Origin of the sequence: Streptomyces canus (assembly GCF_041435015.1) — a bacterium.
In the GTDB taxonomy this organism is placed as follows: domain Bacteria; phylum Actinomycetota; class Actinomycetes; order Streptomycetales; family Streptomycetaceae; genus Streptomyces; species Streptomyces canus_G.
On sequence record NZ_CP107989.1, the window covers coordinates 726,323 to 739,985 of the forward strand.

General features: G+C 70.9%; 15 protein-coding genes and 3 pseudogenes. 14 read left to right on the forward strand and 4 right to left on the reverse strand.

The genetic code is table 11. From position 1 onward, the window contains the following. The first annotated feature begins 14 nt into the window (after positions 1 to 14). Genes paaA through paaE form a run of 5 tightly spaced genes read left to right on the forward strand, consistent with a single transcriptional unit; the run spans position 15 to position 3,755 of the window. The gene (gene paaA / locus OG841_RS03480) at positions 15 to 953 is read left to right on the forward strand and encodes a 1,2-phenylacetyl-CoA epoxidase subunit PaaA (RefSeq protein WP_328643746.1); all 939 of its coding nucleotides are present in this window, start codon (positions 15 to 17) and stop codon (positions 951 to 953) included. Next, positions 950 to 1,246, forward strand: coding sequence for a 1,2-phenylacetyl-CoA epoxidase subunit PaaB (gene paaB, locus OG841_RS03485; protein WP_059203996.1), 297 nt, complete (start codon positions 950 to 952; stop codon positions 1,244 to 1,246). The genes paaA and paaB overlap by 4 nt, the downstream gene beginning before the upstream one ends. Before the next feature lie 30 nt (positions 1,247 to 1,276). Further along, the gene (paaC, locus tag OG841_RS03490) at positions 1,277 to 2,143 is read left to right on the forward strand and encodes a 1,2-phenylacetyl-CoA epoxidase subunit PaaC (protein WP_371563323.1); all 867 of its coding nucleotides are present in this window, start codon (positions 1,277 to 1,279) and stop codon (positions 2,141 to 2,143) included. Continuing rightward, positions 2,137 to 2,655, forward strand: coding sequence for a 1,2-phenylacetyl-CoA epoxidase subunit PaaD (gene paaD / locus OG841_RS03495; protein WP_371563326.1), 519 nt, complete (start codon positions 2,137 to 2,139; stop codon positions 2,653 to 2,655). Before paaC ends, paaD begins: the two co-directional genes overlap by 7 nt. After that, positions 2,652 to 3,755 carry a 1,2-phenylacetyl-CoA epoxidase subunit PaaE gene (gene paaE / locus OG841_RS03500; RefSeq protein WP_371563329.1) on the forward strand — a complete coding sequence of 368 codons (1,104 nt, stop codon included), beginning with the start codon at positions 2,652 to 2,654 and terminating at the stop codon, positions 3,753 to 3,755. Before paaD ends, paaE begins: the two co-directional genes overlap by 4 nt. A gap of 28 nt (positions 3,756 to 3,783) precedes the next feature. On the opposite strand, the gene OG841_RS03505 is transcribed toward paaE, so the two are convergent. From OG841_RS03505 to OG841_RS03515, 3 genes and pseudogenes are all read right to left on the reverse strand, one after another. Then, the gene (locus OG841_RS03505; protein WP_328642834.1) at positions 3,784 to 4,104 is read right to left on the reverse strand and encodes a hypothetical protein; all 321 of its coding nucleotides are present in this window, start codon (positions 4,102 to 4,104) and stop codon (positions 3,784 to 3,786) included. 274 nt (positions 4,105 to 4,378) lie between these two features. Beyond that, positions 4,379 to 5,221: an RNA polymerase sigma factor SigF gene (locus tag OG841_RS03510; RefSeq protein WP_328642833.1), complete on the reverse strand. Its 843-nt coding sequence runs from the start codon at positions 5,219 to 5,221 to the stop codon at positions 4,379 to 4,381. Between the two features lie 166 nt (positions 5,222 to 5,387). Further along, a pseudogene (locus OG841_RS03515) lies at positions 5,388 to 5,690 on the reverse strand (beta-galactosidase); the annotation flags it as partial. Positions 5,691 to 5,750: 60 nt separating this feature from the next. On the opposite strand from OG841_RS03515, the gene OG841_RS03520 reads away from it, so the two are divergent. The 7 genes and pseudogenes from OG841_RS03520 to OG841_RS03550 all read left to right on the forward strand — a co-directional run. Beyond that, positions 5,751 to 5,954, forward strand: coding sequence for a hypothetical protein (locus tag OG841_RS03520; protein WP_328643786.1), 204 nt, complete (start codon positions 5,751 to 5,753; stop codon positions 5,952 to 5,954). Positions 5,955 to 6,178: 224 nt separating this feature from the next. Then, entirely contained in the window at positions 6,179 to 6,844 is a 666-nt protein-coding gene (locus OG841_RS03525; protein WP_371563336.1) for a hypothetical protein, read from the forward strand. Beyond that, complete coding sequence (locus OG841_RS03530; RefSeq protein ID WP_328642831.1) at positions 6,841 to 8,826, forward strand: beta-galactosidase; 1,986 nt, start codon at positions 6,841 to 6,843, stop codon at positions 8,824 to 8,826. The genes OG841_RS03525 and OG841_RS03530 overlap by 4 nt, the downstream gene beginning before the upstream one ends. A 38-nt stretch (positions 8,827 to 8,864) precedes the next feature. Beyond that, positions 8,865 to 11,003, forward strand: coding sequence for an alpha-galactosidase (locus OG841_RS03535; RefSeq protein ID WP_371563340.1), 2,139 nt, complete (start codon positions 8,865 to 8,867; stop codon positions 11,001 to 11,003). A gap of 6 nt (positions 11,004 to 11,009) precedes the next feature. After that, positions 11,010 to 11,216, forward strand: a pseudogene (locus tag OG841_RS03540) (glycoside hydrolase family 43 protein); the annotation flags it as partial. 59 nt (positions 11,217 to 11,275) lie between these two features. Then, on the forward strand, positions 11,276 to 12,055 hold the full coding sequence (locus tag OG841_RS03545; protein WP_371563343.1) for an MmyB family transcriptional regulator: 780 nt from the start codon (positions 11,276 to 11,278) through the stop codon (positions 12,053 to 12,055). Continuing rightward, positions 12,042 to 12,170: pseudogene (locus OG841_RS03550) on the forward strand (MmyB family transcriptional regulator); the annotation flags it as partial. The gene OG841_RS03545 and the pseudogene OG841_RS03550, both read left to right, overlap by 14 nt. A 352-nt stretch (positions 12,171 to 12,522) precedes the next feature. Here OG841_RS03550 and OG841_RS03555 read toward each other — a convergent pair. Further along, positions 12,523 to 12,678 (reverse strand): DUF6131 family protein, encoded by a 156-nt coding sequence (locus tag OG841_RS03555; RefSeq protein ID WP_088245310.1) that lies wholly within the window; start codon positions 12,676 to 12,678, stop codon positions 12,523 to 12,525. A gap of 226 nt (positions 12,679 to 12,904) precedes the next feature. Here OG841_RS03555 and OG841_RS03560 point away from each other — a divergent pair, with 226 nt between their 5' ends. Together OG841_RS03560 and OG841_RS03565 are read left to right on the forward strand one after the other, a co-directional pair. Further along, complete coding sequence (locus OG841_RS03560; RefSeq protein WP_328642829.1) at positions 12,905 to 13,396, forward strand: DUF2975 domain-containing protein; 492 nt, start codon at positions 12,905 to 12,907, stop codon at positions 13,394 to 13,396. Beyond that, the gene (locus tag OG841_RS03565; RefSeq protein ID WP_095878373.1) at positions 13,396 to 13,617 is read left to right on the forward strand and encodes a helix-turn-helix domain-containing protein; all 222 of its coding nucleotides are present in this window, start codon (positions 13,396 to 13,398) and stop codon (positions 13,615 to 13,617) included. The genes OG841_RS03560 and OG841_RS03565 overlap by 1 nt, the downstream gene beginning before the upstream one ends. The last annotated feature ends 46 nt before the right edge of the window (positions 13,618 to 13,663 follow it).

Below are 13,663 nucleotides of genomic sequence, written 5' to 3' on the forward strand. Positions count from 1 at the left end.
AACCGCCCGCCTCCATGAACATGTCCGTGTTCGAGGACACCATCGCCCGTGACCAGCGCATCGAACCCCGCGACTGGATGCCCGACGCCTACCGGGCCACGCTGGTCAGACAGATCGCCCAGCACGCCCACTCCGAGATCATCGGCATGCAGCCGGAGGGCGAGTGGATCACCCGGGCGCCCTCGCTGCGCCGCAAGGCGATCCTCTTCGCCAAGGTGCAGGACGAGGCGGGGCACGGGCTCTACCTCTACTCGGCGGCCGAGACCCTCGGCGCCGACCGCACCGACATGACGGAGCGGCTGATCGACGGCCGCCAGAAGTACTCCTCGATCTTCAACTACCCCACCCGCACCTTCGCCGACGTCGGGGTGATCGGCTGGTTCGTGGACGGGGCGGCCATCTGCAACCAGGTCCCGCTGTGCCGCACCTCGTACGGCCCGTACGGACGCGCCATGGTCCGCGTCTGCAAGGAGGAGTCCTTCCACCAGCGGCAGGGCTACGAACTGCTGCTGACCATGATGCGCGGCACCGACGAACAGCGCGCCATGGTGCAGGACGCCGTGGACCGCTGGTGGTGGCCGTCCCTGATGATGTTCGGCCCGCCCGACGAGGACTCCCCCAACTCGGCGCGGTCCATGGCCTGGAGGATCAAGCGGCACTCCAACGACGTCCTGCGACAGCGCTTCGTCGACATGACCGTCCCGCAGGCGCAGAAGCTGGGCGTCACCCTGCCCGACCCGGGCCTGCGGTGGAACGAGGAGCGCGGCCACCACGACTTCTCCACCCCCGACTGGGACGAGCTGAAACGGGTCGTCTCCGGTGACGGACCGTGCAACGCGGCGCGGATCGCCCGTCGCCGGGCCGCGCACGAGGAGGGGGCCTGGGTACGGCGGGCCGCCGCCGCGCACGCCGCCAAGCGCACCGCGCGGTCACGGCAAGGAGCGACGGCATGAGCCCGACGAGCAAGGCCGAATGGCCGCTGTACGAGGTGTTCGTGCGCGGCAAGCGCGGGCTCAACCACGTCCACGTCGGCTCCCTGCGCGCCGCCGACGACGACATGGCCCTGCTGCACGCCCGCGATCTCTACACCCGGCGCAACGAGGGCGTGAGCATCTGGGCCGTGCGCTCGGACACCATCGCCGCCTCCGCGCCCGACGAGAAGGACCCCTTCTTCGCGCCCAGCGGCGACAAGGTCTACCGGCACCCCACCTTCTACGACATCCCCGACGACGTCCCCCACATCTAGGGACCCTCCCGGAACCTTGAGGAGCAGCGCATGACCGACGAGGACCTGTACGTCGACGGCGACGGCGCGCGGTGGGCATTCGGCACCGGATTCACCGACCCGCTGCACGGGATCGACCAGACGGTGCCGGACGGAGTCGACGCGGACTACCTGGCCGCCTGCTGTCTGGCGCTCGGCGACGACGCCCTGGTGTCCGCGCAACGGCTGGCCGAATGGTGCACCCGCGCCCCGGAGTTGGAGGAGGAGCTGGCGCTGGCCAACTTCGGACTCGACCTCCTCGGCCAGGCACGTCTGCTGTACGCCAGGGCGGGCCGGGCCGACGGCACGGGCCGTGGCGAGGACGCGTACGCCTACTTCCGCGCCCCTGTGGACTTCCGCAACGTACGCATCGCCGAACTTCCGGGCGGCGACTTCGCGTTCACCGTCGCCCGCCTGCTGGTGCTGTCCGTCTGGCGGCTGGCCGTGTGCGAGGCGCTCGCCACCGCACCCGACCCGGTGCTGGCCGCGATCGCGGCCAAGAGTGTCAAGGAGCTGGCCTACCACCGCCGTTGGGCTGCGGAGTGGACGATCCGGCTCGGTGACGGCACCGACGAGTCCGCCGCCCGGATGCGGACCGCGCTGGACGAACTCGCCCCCTGGATGGACGAGTTGCTGTCGGACCGTACGGCCGCGCGCCTCGGCGCCGAGCCGGCCGCCGTAGCCGCGCGGACCCGCCTGGAGCTGTTCCACGTGCTGGCCGATGCCGGACTGAATCGCTCCGCCGACGTGCCCCCGTTCGATCCGCCGGCGTCCCCGGTCCCGGGCTCCGGCAGGAACGGACAGCACACCCCGCACCTGGCGCCCCTCCTCGCCGAACTGCAGAGCGTCGCCCGTGCCCACCCGGACGCGTCGTGGTGACGGCGTCCGAGGAACGGGCGTCGCGGATCGCCGCGGAGGTCCCCGACCCCGAGCTGCCGATGCTGACGCTCGTCGACCTCGGGGTGCTGCACGGCGTCGAGGTGACGCCGGAGGGCGCCGTCGTCGTACGGCTCACCCCGACGTACGCGGGCTGTCCCGCCATGGCCGAGATGCGCGCCGAGGTGTCGTCCCGGCTGCTGGCCGCCGGCTTCGCCGACGTGCGGGTGATCACGGTGCTCGACCCGCCGTGGACCACCGACCGGATCACGGACGAGGGCCGCCGCAAGCTGGTGGAGCATGGCATCGCGCCGCCCGGCCCCCGCAACGCGCCAGGACCGGCAGCGACACGGGCCTGGCTGAGCCTTTCCGTCAAGCCACCCGAAGTTCCCTGCCCGCGCTGTGCCTCGGCCGACACCGAGGAGATCTCTTACTTCGCCGCCACCGCCTGCACGGCACTCCGTCGCTGCCGCACGTGCCGGGAGCCGTTCCCCCACGTCAAGGACCTGCCATGACTTCGTCCCCCGTTCGGTCCCGCCGTCGCCCCGCCTTCCACGCCCTGCGGGTGTCCGCCGTGGAACCGCTGTGCGCCGACGCGGCCGCCCTCACCTTCGACGTCCCCGACCGCCTGGCCGCCGAGTTCGCGTTCCGGCCCGGTCAGTGCCTCACCCTGCGCCGCGAGATCGACGGTCGCGACGAGCGGCGCTCGTACTCGATCTGCTCACCGTCCGGTACCGCGCCGCGGATCGGCGTCCGCGTGGTACCGGGCGGCCTGTTCTCCTCCTGGCTCGTGCACGACGTACGCCCCGGGGACACCGTGGAGATCATGGCCCCGGCCGGTGCGTTCACGCCGGATCCGACCGGTGCCGGCGGCTTCGGCCACCAGGTACTCGTCGCCGCCGGATCCGGCGTCACACCGATGCTGTCCATCGCCGCGTCCGTCCTCGCCGCGGACGAGGACGCGCGCGTCACGCTCCTGTACGGCAACCGGCGCACCGGCACCGTGATGTTCGCGGACGAGCTCGCCGACCTGAAGGACCGGTATCCGGCCCGATTCCAGCTCGCCCACGTCCTGTCCCGCGAGCCGCGCGAGGCCGAGTTGCTCTCCGGCCGTCTCGACACGGCGCGGCTCACCGCACTGCTGGACGCTCTCCTCGACGTCCGGGAGGTCGCCCACTGGTGGCTGTGCGGCCCGCACGGCCTGGTGCGCGACACCCGCGCGCTCCTGACCGGACTCGGCGTCCCGGCGGACCGTGTCCACCAGGAACTGTTCCACGCCGACGACGAACCCTCCGAGGCAACCGCCACCGACCGCGAGGACACCACCGACCGAGGTCCCGGGAGCGAGGTCACCGTGGTCCTCGACGGCCGGGCGACCACGTTCACCGCGCCCCGCGACCGCAGCATCCTCGACGGTGCCCAACAGGCCCGGTCCGACCTGCCGTTCGCGTGCAAGGGCGGCGTCTGCGGAACCTGCCGGGCCCTCGTCACCGACGGCGACGCCGACTTGCGCCGCAATTACGCCCTGGAACCGGCTGAGGTCTCAGCGGGCTATGTCCTCACCTGCCAGACGTATGCCGTCTCCGAGACCCTCACCGTCGACTTCGACAGCTGAGCGTCGGGCGGGGGGGGGTGTCGGCAGCTCAGGCTTCGTCGGCCCGGCGGCCCATGAGAACGCGTTGCCCGGCAAGCTCCGTGGCCGCGACTGCGGGTGTGGTCCCGTGGGTCCGGGCCGTGCGGAAGACCTGCCGGAGCGTCGCGGCCATGCCGGCCAGACGCTCGGTCAGCTGTTCCTCGGATTCCCTGCGCAGTTCGACCCCGGTGGCGTGGATGACTCCTCCCGCACTGACGACCACGTCGGGCGCCCAGAGGATGCCGCGTGCGGCCAGGAGCCTGGCGGTGCCCGGTTCGTCCAGTTGGTTGTTGGCCGGGCCTGCGACGGCGGCGCACCGCAGCAGCGGCACACCTCCACGGCTTCCTCATGGACAAGTTCACCGCGCGCCGCGAAGTCGTCGGGTTCCGCACCTCTGTGATCTACCAGCACACCCACAATCAGGTGCTCGAACCCCTCACACCTTGAACGCAAGGCGCCCGCCTGAACCCGTTCACCGGCCCCGAAGCTGATGATCCGTGCCGGTGGACGTGGCGGCACGCGTGTCCGGGTGCAGGAGGACGGCACCGTCCGGCCCAGGGCCGGGCCGGATGCCGACCCGTCCGCCTTGCCGGAGGCCCTGGTGTTCAGTGGCTGCTGAGCATGCCCTCGCGCAGGCGGGTCAGGAGACGGGTGATCAGGCGGGAGACGTGCATCTGGGAGACGCCGAGGTGTTCTGCGATCTGCGCCTGGGTGAGTTCCTCGACGAAGCGCCAGTGGATGATCTTCCGGTCGCGTTCGTCGAGTTCGGCGATCATCGGTGCGAGGGCGTGGAAGTCCTCGACGAGGCCGAGCGCCGGGTCCTGGTTGCCGATGAAGTCCGCGAGGACACTCTCGCCCTCCTCGCTGCCGCCGATCGCCGCATCCAGAGAAGCCGACTTGTAGCCGTTCGAGGCCAGTCGGGCCTCGACGATCTCCTCCTCGGGCAGGCTCATCAGCTCGGACAGTTCCCTGGTGGTCGGCGTCCGGCCCAGTCGGCTGCTCAACTCCTCGCTCGCGCGGGCCAGTTGCACACGGGCCTCCTGCAACCGGCGAGGCACGTGCACGGCCCAGGAGGTGTCGCGGAAGAACCGCTTGATCTCCCCGACGATGTAGGGGACGGCGAAGGAGGTGAACTCCACCTCGCGGGACAGCTCGAACCGGTCGATCGCCTTGATCAGGCCGATCATGCCGACCTGGACGATGTCCTCCATCTCGTCCTGGCCACGGCTGCGGAACCGGCCGGCCGCGTAACGGACCAGGGAGATGTTCATCTCGATCAGTGTGTTGCGCGCGTACTGGTACTCGGGCGTGCCTTCCTCCAGCACCGCGAGCTGCTCGAAGAACAGCTTCGACAACTCCCGCGCGTCCTTCGGAGCCACCTGGGACGGGTCGGTGATCTCCGGCATGGTCACCGTCTGTCCGGCGGTCCGCACGGTCGTCGTCGCCATGATGTGCCCCTCCCACTGCGTCGGTCTCGTGTCAGCCTGCGCGCTGACCGATGATCATCCGTCTACCCCGGCCTTGAACACGCATGCACGCGAATTTTGCCACTGCCGTGGACGGGTTCCGGCGATCGAGCCGGAACCCGTCCAGGATCCTCCGGTCCTGCCCGGATCTGGAAGACAGCCACTTGCTCGGCGTGGAGTGGACCATCGTGATGTCGGCGTCCGGTTCGAGTCCGGCGACGAGCGGTCCGGCCTTCGCGAACTCCTCGCCCAGCCGGGCGACTTCCGTATAGGTACGGCCGGGCTGTCCGCTGTGCGGGAGGACTCCGCCCCAGTACGTCTCGGCGCCGAAGCGCAGGGTCTGCCACTGCCAGTACTCGATCATCCCGGCGCCGCGCGCCACGTGCGCCCATGCGGCCTGGCGCCACTGGCCGTCGTAGCCGGGCCGGTTGTCCCAGGCGAAGCCGATGGCCGGGTCGCTGTTGAGGAACTGCGCGAACACCGCGGCGCGATCGGGTTCTTGGTCTGCTTGATGCAGCCCTACGCGACCTCCGGCACGGGCAACGTCTCCATCGACGTCGACGACACGATCTCCAAGAAGCTCGCCGTGTACTGGGGCGGGCTGGCTCAGGAGGGAGTCATCGGCGTCGAGCCGGACTTCACCGAAGTGGCGCCCGCCTGCCAGAGCAGGCCGTGCCAGGCGGCTGCCTCGTTGCCGGCCAGGTTGGTCAGGTAGACCTCCGGGTCGGCCTTGTGCATGAGGAATGCCCTGAGCAGCGTGGTTCCGAACAATTGAAGCGCTTCGACGCAGCCATCGTTCCCTTGAGGGTGTCAATGTCCAGGCAATATGAAAGTTTCTTCGCGTTGCTCCTCTTGTTTAGCGAGAAACATGTCATTAACGTTCCCCGCCAGGTGAAGCGCTTCGACGCGCTTCGATCCGCCGATGGGAAGCGCCGCGTCATGACCAACGAGTGGAACCGGAGAGGCTTCGTCGGCACAACGGCCGCCGTGGCCGAAGCCGCTGCGATGGCCCGCTCCCTGCGGAAGGCGCTGCCCGTCCACGCACTCCACCCGCCGACCTGGCGGAACGCACACGTCAGCGTCGGACAACTGCCCGGCTCCCAGCTCGCGGACCCGACGACCTACCTGTCCGGCGGCGAGATCAAGAAGTATCGCCACCCCGCTGCCTCCCCCACCGGCGTCCGGCGGGTCGGCGCCTGGGGCGACAAGCCGTACGGCATGCCGGACCCAGCCACCTGGTTCGCCATGGTCGGCACCGCCATCCACCGGCACGACATCCTGGAGCCCCGGGGCATCGCGCCCTACGACGTGACCTCCGCCGACGATCTCACCGACCGTCCCGGCACCACCGGCTCCGCGGTGCAGAACGAGGGAGCGATCGGACCACTGTTCAGCCTGCCGCGCAGCAGTCGACGGTCGGTGCCCGAGTACGCCTCGGTCGTCGTCCTGTGCCCGGCGCAACTGGCCGAGCAGCACACTCCCGCCCTCACCACCGCGCCGCGGAGCGAGCAGCCGGATGACGAACAGGCGCTGCCCACATTCCTGGTGACGGTACGTCAGAGCACTGACTCCCCCAAGTCCCCTGTTCCGAAGGACCAGCCATGACCTCGCGCAGCCTCACCGACCGCCTGGGCGGACTCGCCTACGGCGGTGACTACAACCCCGAGCAGTGGGACGAAGCGGTCTGGAAGGAGGACGACGAGCTGATGCGCCGAGCCAGGGTCAACCTGGCCACCGTCGGCGTCTTCTCCTGGGCCCTGCTGGAACCGGAGGAGGGCCGCTACGACTTCGCCTGGCTGGACGCCCACCTCGACCGGCTCCACGCGAACGGGGTCGCCGTCGACCTGGCCACCCCCACCGCCTCCCCACCGCCCTGGTTCACCCTGGCCCACCCGGACGCACTGATGGTCCAGCCCGACGGCACCCGTCTCGTCCACGGCAGTCGGGACACGTACTGCCTCACCGCGCCCGCGTACCGGAACGCTGCCCGTCGGATCGCCACGGTGCTCGCCGACCGCTACGGCGACCACCCGGCCCTCGCGCTGTGGCACGTGCACAACGAGTACGCCACGCTGTGCTACTGCGACCACACGGCCGCCGCCTTCCGGGTGTGGCTCCGCGCCCGCCACGGCTCGCTGGACGCCCTCAACGAGGCCTGGGGAACGGCCTTCTGGAGCCAGCACTACACCTCCTGGGAACAGGTACTGCCGCCGCGTGCCACGAACTGGCACAAGAACCCCGGCCAGGAGCTGGACTTCCGCCGCTTCTGGGCCGACGAGGTCACCGCCGCCTACTGCGAGCAGCGGGACGCGGTCCGCGCGTACAGCGACCGGCCGGTGACGACCAACCTGATGCTGCCCGCGTACCAGAACATCGACCTGTGGGCCCTCGCCCGTGAACTCGACGTGGTCACCTGCGACCAGTACCCCAGTTCACCCGGCGTGGACGCCGCCGCCGACGTCGCCTTCCACGCCGACCGCGCCCGCTCGCTGGGCGGTGGCCGCCCCTGGCTGCTGATGGAGCAGGGCACCAGCACCGTGTACGACGGCGACCGGGTCCTCGCCAAGGAGCCTGGGGACATCCTGCGCCACACCCTCGGTCACATCGCGCGCGGTTCGGAGGGCGCCCTCTTCTTCCAGTGGCGGCAGTCCCGGGCCGGCGCCGAGACCTGGCACTCGGCGATGGTGCCGCACGCAGGGCCCCACAGCCGGATCTTCCGCGAGGTCACACAGACCGGAGAGGCGGTCGCCCGCCTCGGCGAGCTGGCGGGGTCGACGGTCTCCGCGCCGGTCGCCGTCCTGCACGACCCGGACGCCTGGTGGGCACTCGGCGTGGACGGCCTGCCCTCCACAGAGCTCGGCTACCACGCGGCACTCGCCCGGGCCCACCGGGCGCTGTGGGACTCAGGAGTCACGGCCGACTTCGCCCACCCCGCACACGAGTTGAGCGGCTACCCGCTCGTCATCGCCCCGGCCCTGTTCCTGCTCTCCGACGGATCCGCCGAGAACCTGCGCCGCTACGTCGCCGGCGGCGGAACACTCCTCGTCCAGCACGCGAGCGGCTACGTGGACGAGCGCCTCCACGCCCGCCTCGGCGGCTATCCCGCCGCTCCCCTGCGCGAGGCGCTGGGCATCCGCGTCGAGGAGTACCGGCCACTGCGGCGCGACGAGCGGATCACGTTGTCGGACGGCACGCAGGGCACCGCCTGGAGCGAGGCCCTGCACGCCGAGAGCGCCGTGACTCTCGCCACCTACACCCACGGGATGCTCGCGGGCAGCCCGGCGGTGACCCGGAACGCCTTCGGCACCGGGCACGGGTGGTATCTCTCGACCCGCCTCGACGACGCAGGCTACGGCGCACTGGTCGCCCGGCTGCTCGGCGAGACCGGAGTGGGCCCCGAGACGCCGGGACTGTCCCCGCACGTCGAGGCCGTCACCCGGCATGCCGCGGACGGCCGCCGCTGGCGCTTCCTGATCAACCACGGCACCGAGTCCGCACTCCTGCCCGAGCCCGCCCACGACCTGCTCACGGGCGGCACGGTCGCCGAACTGGCCGCCGGCGGCAGCGCCGTACTCCGTATCGCCTGAGCACGGCCTCCCTCCTCCCTCTCTTCGGAAAGGCAACAATGACCAGCGCACCTCAGTTCGTCCGATGGGGCCACCGGGACCTGGAGGCCGAGATCGTCGTCGGTGAGGACGGCGTCGCCCGTCTCACCCGTCTCGGCCTGCCCGGCGGACTGCCTCCCGAGCGGCGGTCGTGGCCTGCGCTGCCCCTGGTGGAGGTGACGGCGGCGGGCCACGGCCGCGCCTGGTCGGGCGGGCGCCTCATCGACTCGTACATCGGCGGGCGGCTGCGTCATCGCGCGCACCGTGCGACCCGCGACGGCGACTGGCATGTGCTCACCGTCGAACTCCACGACCCGGAGACCGGGCTGGTCGCCGAGGTGACCTACCGCTCGCCGGACGGAGTGCCCGTACTGCGCAGTGAGGTGGTCGTGCGCAACGAGGGGGCGGCCACCCTGCACCTGGAGTCCGTCTCCTCCCTCGTCGTCGGTCCCCTCGCCGACGGTCCGGAGGCCATCGACGGCGCCGACCTGCTGTGGGCCGAGAACGACTGGGTCGCCGAATGCCGTTGGCAGCGCCGGCCGATGCGGGTGACGTCGCCCGCCCTCGCCGGCCGCGTGGTCTTCGACAACGGCAAGGGCGAGTTCAGCCAGACCGGTCGGGGTGTGTGGTCGAGCTGCGGCCGGCTGCCCATGGGCGGCCTGACCGACCGTAGCCCGGGCCGCACGTGGCTGTGGCAGATCGAGCACAACGGAGGCGGCTGGCACGGGGAGTGCGGCGAGCGCGACACGCTGGCCTACCTCGCCCTGTTCGGCCCGACCGACACCCACCACGGTTGGCGGCATCCACTGGAGCCGGGCGCGGAGTTCCGCACCGTGCCCGTCGCCCTCGCGTTCAGCGACGCCGGGGGCCCGGACGAGGCTTTCGCCGCGCTCACCCGCTATCGCCGGGCCGCCCGCCGCCCGCACGCCGACCACCTGCGGCTCCCCGTCATCTTCAACGACTACATGAACTGCCTGATGGGCGACCCCACCACCGAGAAGCTGCTGCCGCACATCGACGCGGCGGCCGACGCGGGCGCGGAGTACTTCGTCATCGACGCAGGCTGGTACGACGGCGAGGACGGCGGCTGGTGGGACAGCGTAGGAGCCTGGGAGCCGTCCGCGTCCCGGTTCCCCGGCGAGCGCGGGATCCACGAGGTGCTGGACCGCATCCGGGAGCGCGGCATGGTGCCCGGCCTGTGGCTGGAGCCGGAGGTCATCGGCGTAAGCAGTCCCATGGTCACGTCCCTTCCGGACGAGGCGTTCTTCCGCCGGGACGGCGTCCGCGTGACCGAGACCGGCCGGCACCACCTGGACCTGCGCCACCCCGCCGCCCGTACCCACCTGGACCAGGTCGTGGACCGCCTGGTCGGCGAGTGGGGCGTCGGCTACCTCAAACTCGACCACAACATCGACCCCGGCTCCGGCACCAGCGCCCACCCCGGCGAGACCCCCGGCGCCGGACTGCTCGGCCACAACCGGGCGCACCTCGACTGGCTCGACGGCATCCTCGACCGCTACCCCCACCTCGTGGTGGAGAACTGCGCCTCCGGCGGCATGCGCTGGGACCACGCCCTGCTGTCCCGGCTGCAACTGCAGTCCACCAGCGACCAGCAGAACCTCCACCTCTACGCCCCCATCGCGGCCTCCGCACCCACCGCCGCCACCCCCGAACAGGGCGCCGTATGGGCCTACCCCCAGCCGGAGGACTCCCTCGACGAGGTGGCCTTCACCATGGCCAACGCCCTCCTCGGCCGCATCCACCTCTCCGGCCGCATTCCCGAACTCGAGCCGACGGCCCGCGCCCTGGTCCACGAGGCCGTCACCGTGTACAAGGCCATCCGGACCGACCTGGCCCAGGCCGTCCCCGCGTGGCCGCTGGGCCTGCCGGCCTGGGACGACCCGTGGCTCGCCCTGGCGCTCCACACCCCGGACACCACGTATCTCACGGTCTGGCGCCGGCCGGGTGCGGAGACCACCACGACCCTCCCGCTGTCTCATCTGCACGGCTGCGCGGCCAGGGTCGACGTGCTCTATCCCGCAGCGAGCCAGGCCGTCGCCTCCTGGCACCCGGACACCGCCGACCTCGCCCTCACGCTGCCGGCGGCCCCCTCCGCGGTGCTCCTCCGCCTCGCCCACGTGGCATCGGACCCCCCGTGATCGCGCGAGGTGCGCATCCTCGGCCCCGTCGGAACGCTGCGCACGGTCCCGGGATCACGGTCCGTGCCCGCCGGTCCCGACCTCCTCACCCTCGGCATCGAGGAGCCTGACGGCACCTTCATCACCTCTCTCGGCGCTCTCGACGGCCGCTGCCTGTCGACCGAGGTGGCCGGCGGCTTCACCGCACGGGTCATCGCGGCCGGCGCGTACTGACTTGATCGCCCTTCCCCCCACGGGCGGAACGTCCGCTCGCCAACAGAGAAGGATCGAAGATGAAGGGAACGCACTCCCCCACCGGCCGCCGCAGAAGCGGCCCCGGCCGGCTGCTCGGCCTCGTGGTGGCGCTGATCGCCACGGTCGGGCTGACCAGCACCGCCGCCTTCGCGGCACCGGCCCACAAGGACGCGTCCGCGGCACTCGGCTCCAAGGCACTCACCCCCATGAGCGCCGTGGCCGCGATGCAGCCCAGCTGGAACCTGGGCAACAGCCTGGACGCCATCCCCGACGAGACGTCCTGGGGCAACCCCGCGGTCACCAAAACCCTGTTGGACACCATCAAGGCCCAGGGCTTCCGCAGCGTCCGCATTCCCGTCACCTGGTCGGGACACCAGTCCGCCACGGCCCCGTACACGATCGACGCGGCCTGGATGAACCGCGTCAAGCAGAAGGCCCCCGGCCGTCCCGCCTCCGCGTCGTCCCGCCCCGCACCGCCCAGGGTGGCGTACGCCGGCGCCTCGGCCCGGCAGCTACTGAAGGCCATGACCGATGTACCGGCCGCCGTCATGGACCGGCGCAACAACGTCCTTGCCTGGAACCACCTGGGTCACGCCCTGCTCGCCGGACACCTGGCGCCCGAGGCCCCCGACGGGCCCGGCGACCGCCCCAACCTGACCCGGATTCTCTTCCTGGACGAGCGGTACCGGGAGTTGTACGCGAACTGGGCCGACCAGGCCGGACTCGCCGTGGCCGCCCTGCGTCTGGTCGCCGGCCCGCCATCCCGACGACCGCTCGCCGGCCGAGTTCATCGGCCAACTCACCATGCGCAGCGATGAGTTCGCCTCTCTGTGGGCCCAGCACCCGGTGCGCGCCTGCACCTCCGGGGTGAAGCACCTGCGTCACCCGCTGGTCGGTGCGATGGAACTCAGCTTCGAGAATCTCGTCATCCCGGGCACCTCGGGCCGGCGCATGATCGCCTACACGGCCGAGCCCGGCGACACGATGACGCCGGCCCCGCTCGGACGCCGAGCGGGGCCGGTGTTGGCGTGGACCTACCGCGCCGTAGTCACGGGAGGTGGCAGGTTGGTTGCCGAGAAGTCGTGGTCGTCAAACGCATGCGCGCTGCCGGAGGTTCCGTACGCCCCTCCCGTCCGGGCTTCTTGGTCCCCCCTGCGCGGTGTGCGAGGCGGTGGTCGCCGACCGCGATCGGCGACCACCGCTTGTTGGTGTCGGTGGCGCAGGCCTTCTGGTTCGATGATCGCCACGTCACCACCCGCAAGGCGCCGTTCGTTGACAGTCGCGGTCACCAATAGTGGCGTCGGCCGGCGACGGCGTGCCCCATGGACCCCATCAGCCAGAACACGGCGCCCACCACGGCCAGGATGATGCCGAGGGTCCACAAGATCGATATGCCGGTGAGGAAACCGACGACAAGCAGAATGATGCCGAGCGCGATCATGACGTACCTCCTGGCGTGAGCCGATGTGTTACCGCCCGAGTGCCCCGAACCGGCAACCTCACCCCACCTCGCCGAGCAAGAAGCAACTGCCGACGGGACTTTGGGCAGGAACCACCTCGCCGTACAGCTCGCCAACCTCCTGATGCACAGCACTTCCGCATCCAGACCTTGCCTGGCCTATCGAATGTCGATAGGTTTCCATCGTGATTCGATGGAAGGACAGGGCATGGGAAAGCTGACCGTGGGTGCGCTGCGTGTCGTGCTCGTGGTGGTGCTCGCCGGGACCGTGTCGGTACAGGCGTTGATGGCGTGGACCTTGGTCAGCGGGAACGACCCGGAGGACGGGTCGCTCCCGCTGACCGCACTGCGCGTGATCACGATCCTGGGCATGGTGTCGGTCCAGGTCGCCGCGTTCTGCGTGGGGCGGCTGGTGACGATGGTGCGACGCGGCACCGTGTTCTCCCACGACGCCTTCCGGTACGTGGACGGCGTGATCGGCGCGATCGTGGCGGCCGCCCTCGTGTGGTTCGCGGTCACCATCGTCAATGCGCCGGGCCAGCGGGACGACCCGGGCGTCACCGTCATCATGGGCGGCATCGGCGTAGCCATCCTGGGGGTCGCGCTCATCGTGCTCGTCCTGCGGATGCTGCTCGCCCAGGCCGTCGCTCGCGACGTCGAAGCGGCGCAGATGCAGGCCGAGTTGGACGAGGTGATCTGATGCCGATCACCGTCGACATCGACGTGATGCTGGCCAGGCGGAAGATGTCCGTGGGCGAGCTCGCGGACCGTGTGGGGATCACGCCCGCCAACCTGGCGGTACTCAAGAACGGCCGCGCCAAGGCGGTGCGCTTCGCGACGCTCGCCGCGCTCTGCGAGGTACTGAAATGCCAGCCGGGCGACCTGCTGCGGTGGGAGGCCGAGGACGCCGCGAGCGGATGACGTGCGCGAGGGTGGGCGGGGGAACACCTGACACCACCAGTCCGTG

Coding starts and splice junctions, on each gene's coding strand:
- paaB (WP_059203996.1), top strand. CDS start 950: ATGAGCCCGACGAGCAAGGCCGAATGGCCGCTGTACGAGGTGTTCGTG.
- OG841_RS03525 (WP_371563336.1), top strand. CDS start 6,179: ATGACCAACGAGTGGAACCGGAGAGGCTTCGTCGGCACAACGGCCGCC.
- OG841_RS03555 (WP_088245310.1), bottom strand. CDS start 12,678: ATGATCGCGCTCGGCATCATTCTGCTTGTCGTCGGTTTCCTCACCGGC.
- paaA (WP_328643746.1), top strand. CDS start 15: ATGAACATGTCCGTGTTCGAGGACACCATCGCCCGTGACCAGCGCATC.
- paaE (WP_371563329.1), top strand. CDS start 2,652: ATGACTTCGTCCCCCGTTCGGTCCCGCCGTCGCCCCGCCTTCCACGCC.
- OG841_RS03560 (WP_328642829.1), top strand. CDS start 12,905: ATGGGAAAGCTGACCGTGGGTGCGCTGCGTGTCGTGCTCGTGGTGGTG.
- OG841_RS03535 (WP_371563340.1), top strand. CDS start 8,865: ATGACCAGCGCACCTCAGTTCGTCCGATGGGGCCACCGGGACCTGGAG.
- OG841_RS03545 (WP_371563343.1), top strand. CDS start 11,276: ATGAAGGGAACGCACTCCCCCACCGGCCGCCGCAGAAGCGGCCCCGGC.
- OG841_RS03510 (WP_328642833.1), bottom strand. CDS start 5,221: ATGGCGACGACGACCGTGCGGACCGCCGGACAGACGGTGACCATGCCG.
- OG841_RS03530 (WP_328642831.1), top strand. CDS start 6,841: ATGACCTCGCGCAGCCTCACCGACCGCCTGGGCGGACTCGCCTACGGC.
- OG841_RS03565 (WP_095878373.1), top strand. CDS start 13,396: ATGCCGATCACCGTCGACATCGACGTGATGCTGGCCAGGCGGAAGATG.
- OG841_RS03520 (WP_328643786.1), top strand. CDS start 5,751: ATGCAGCCCTACGCGACCTCCGGCACGGGCAACGTCTCCATCGACGTC.
- paaC (WP_371563323.1), top strand. CDS start 1,277: ATGACCGACGAGGACCTGTACGTCGACGGCGACGGCGCGCGGTGGGCA.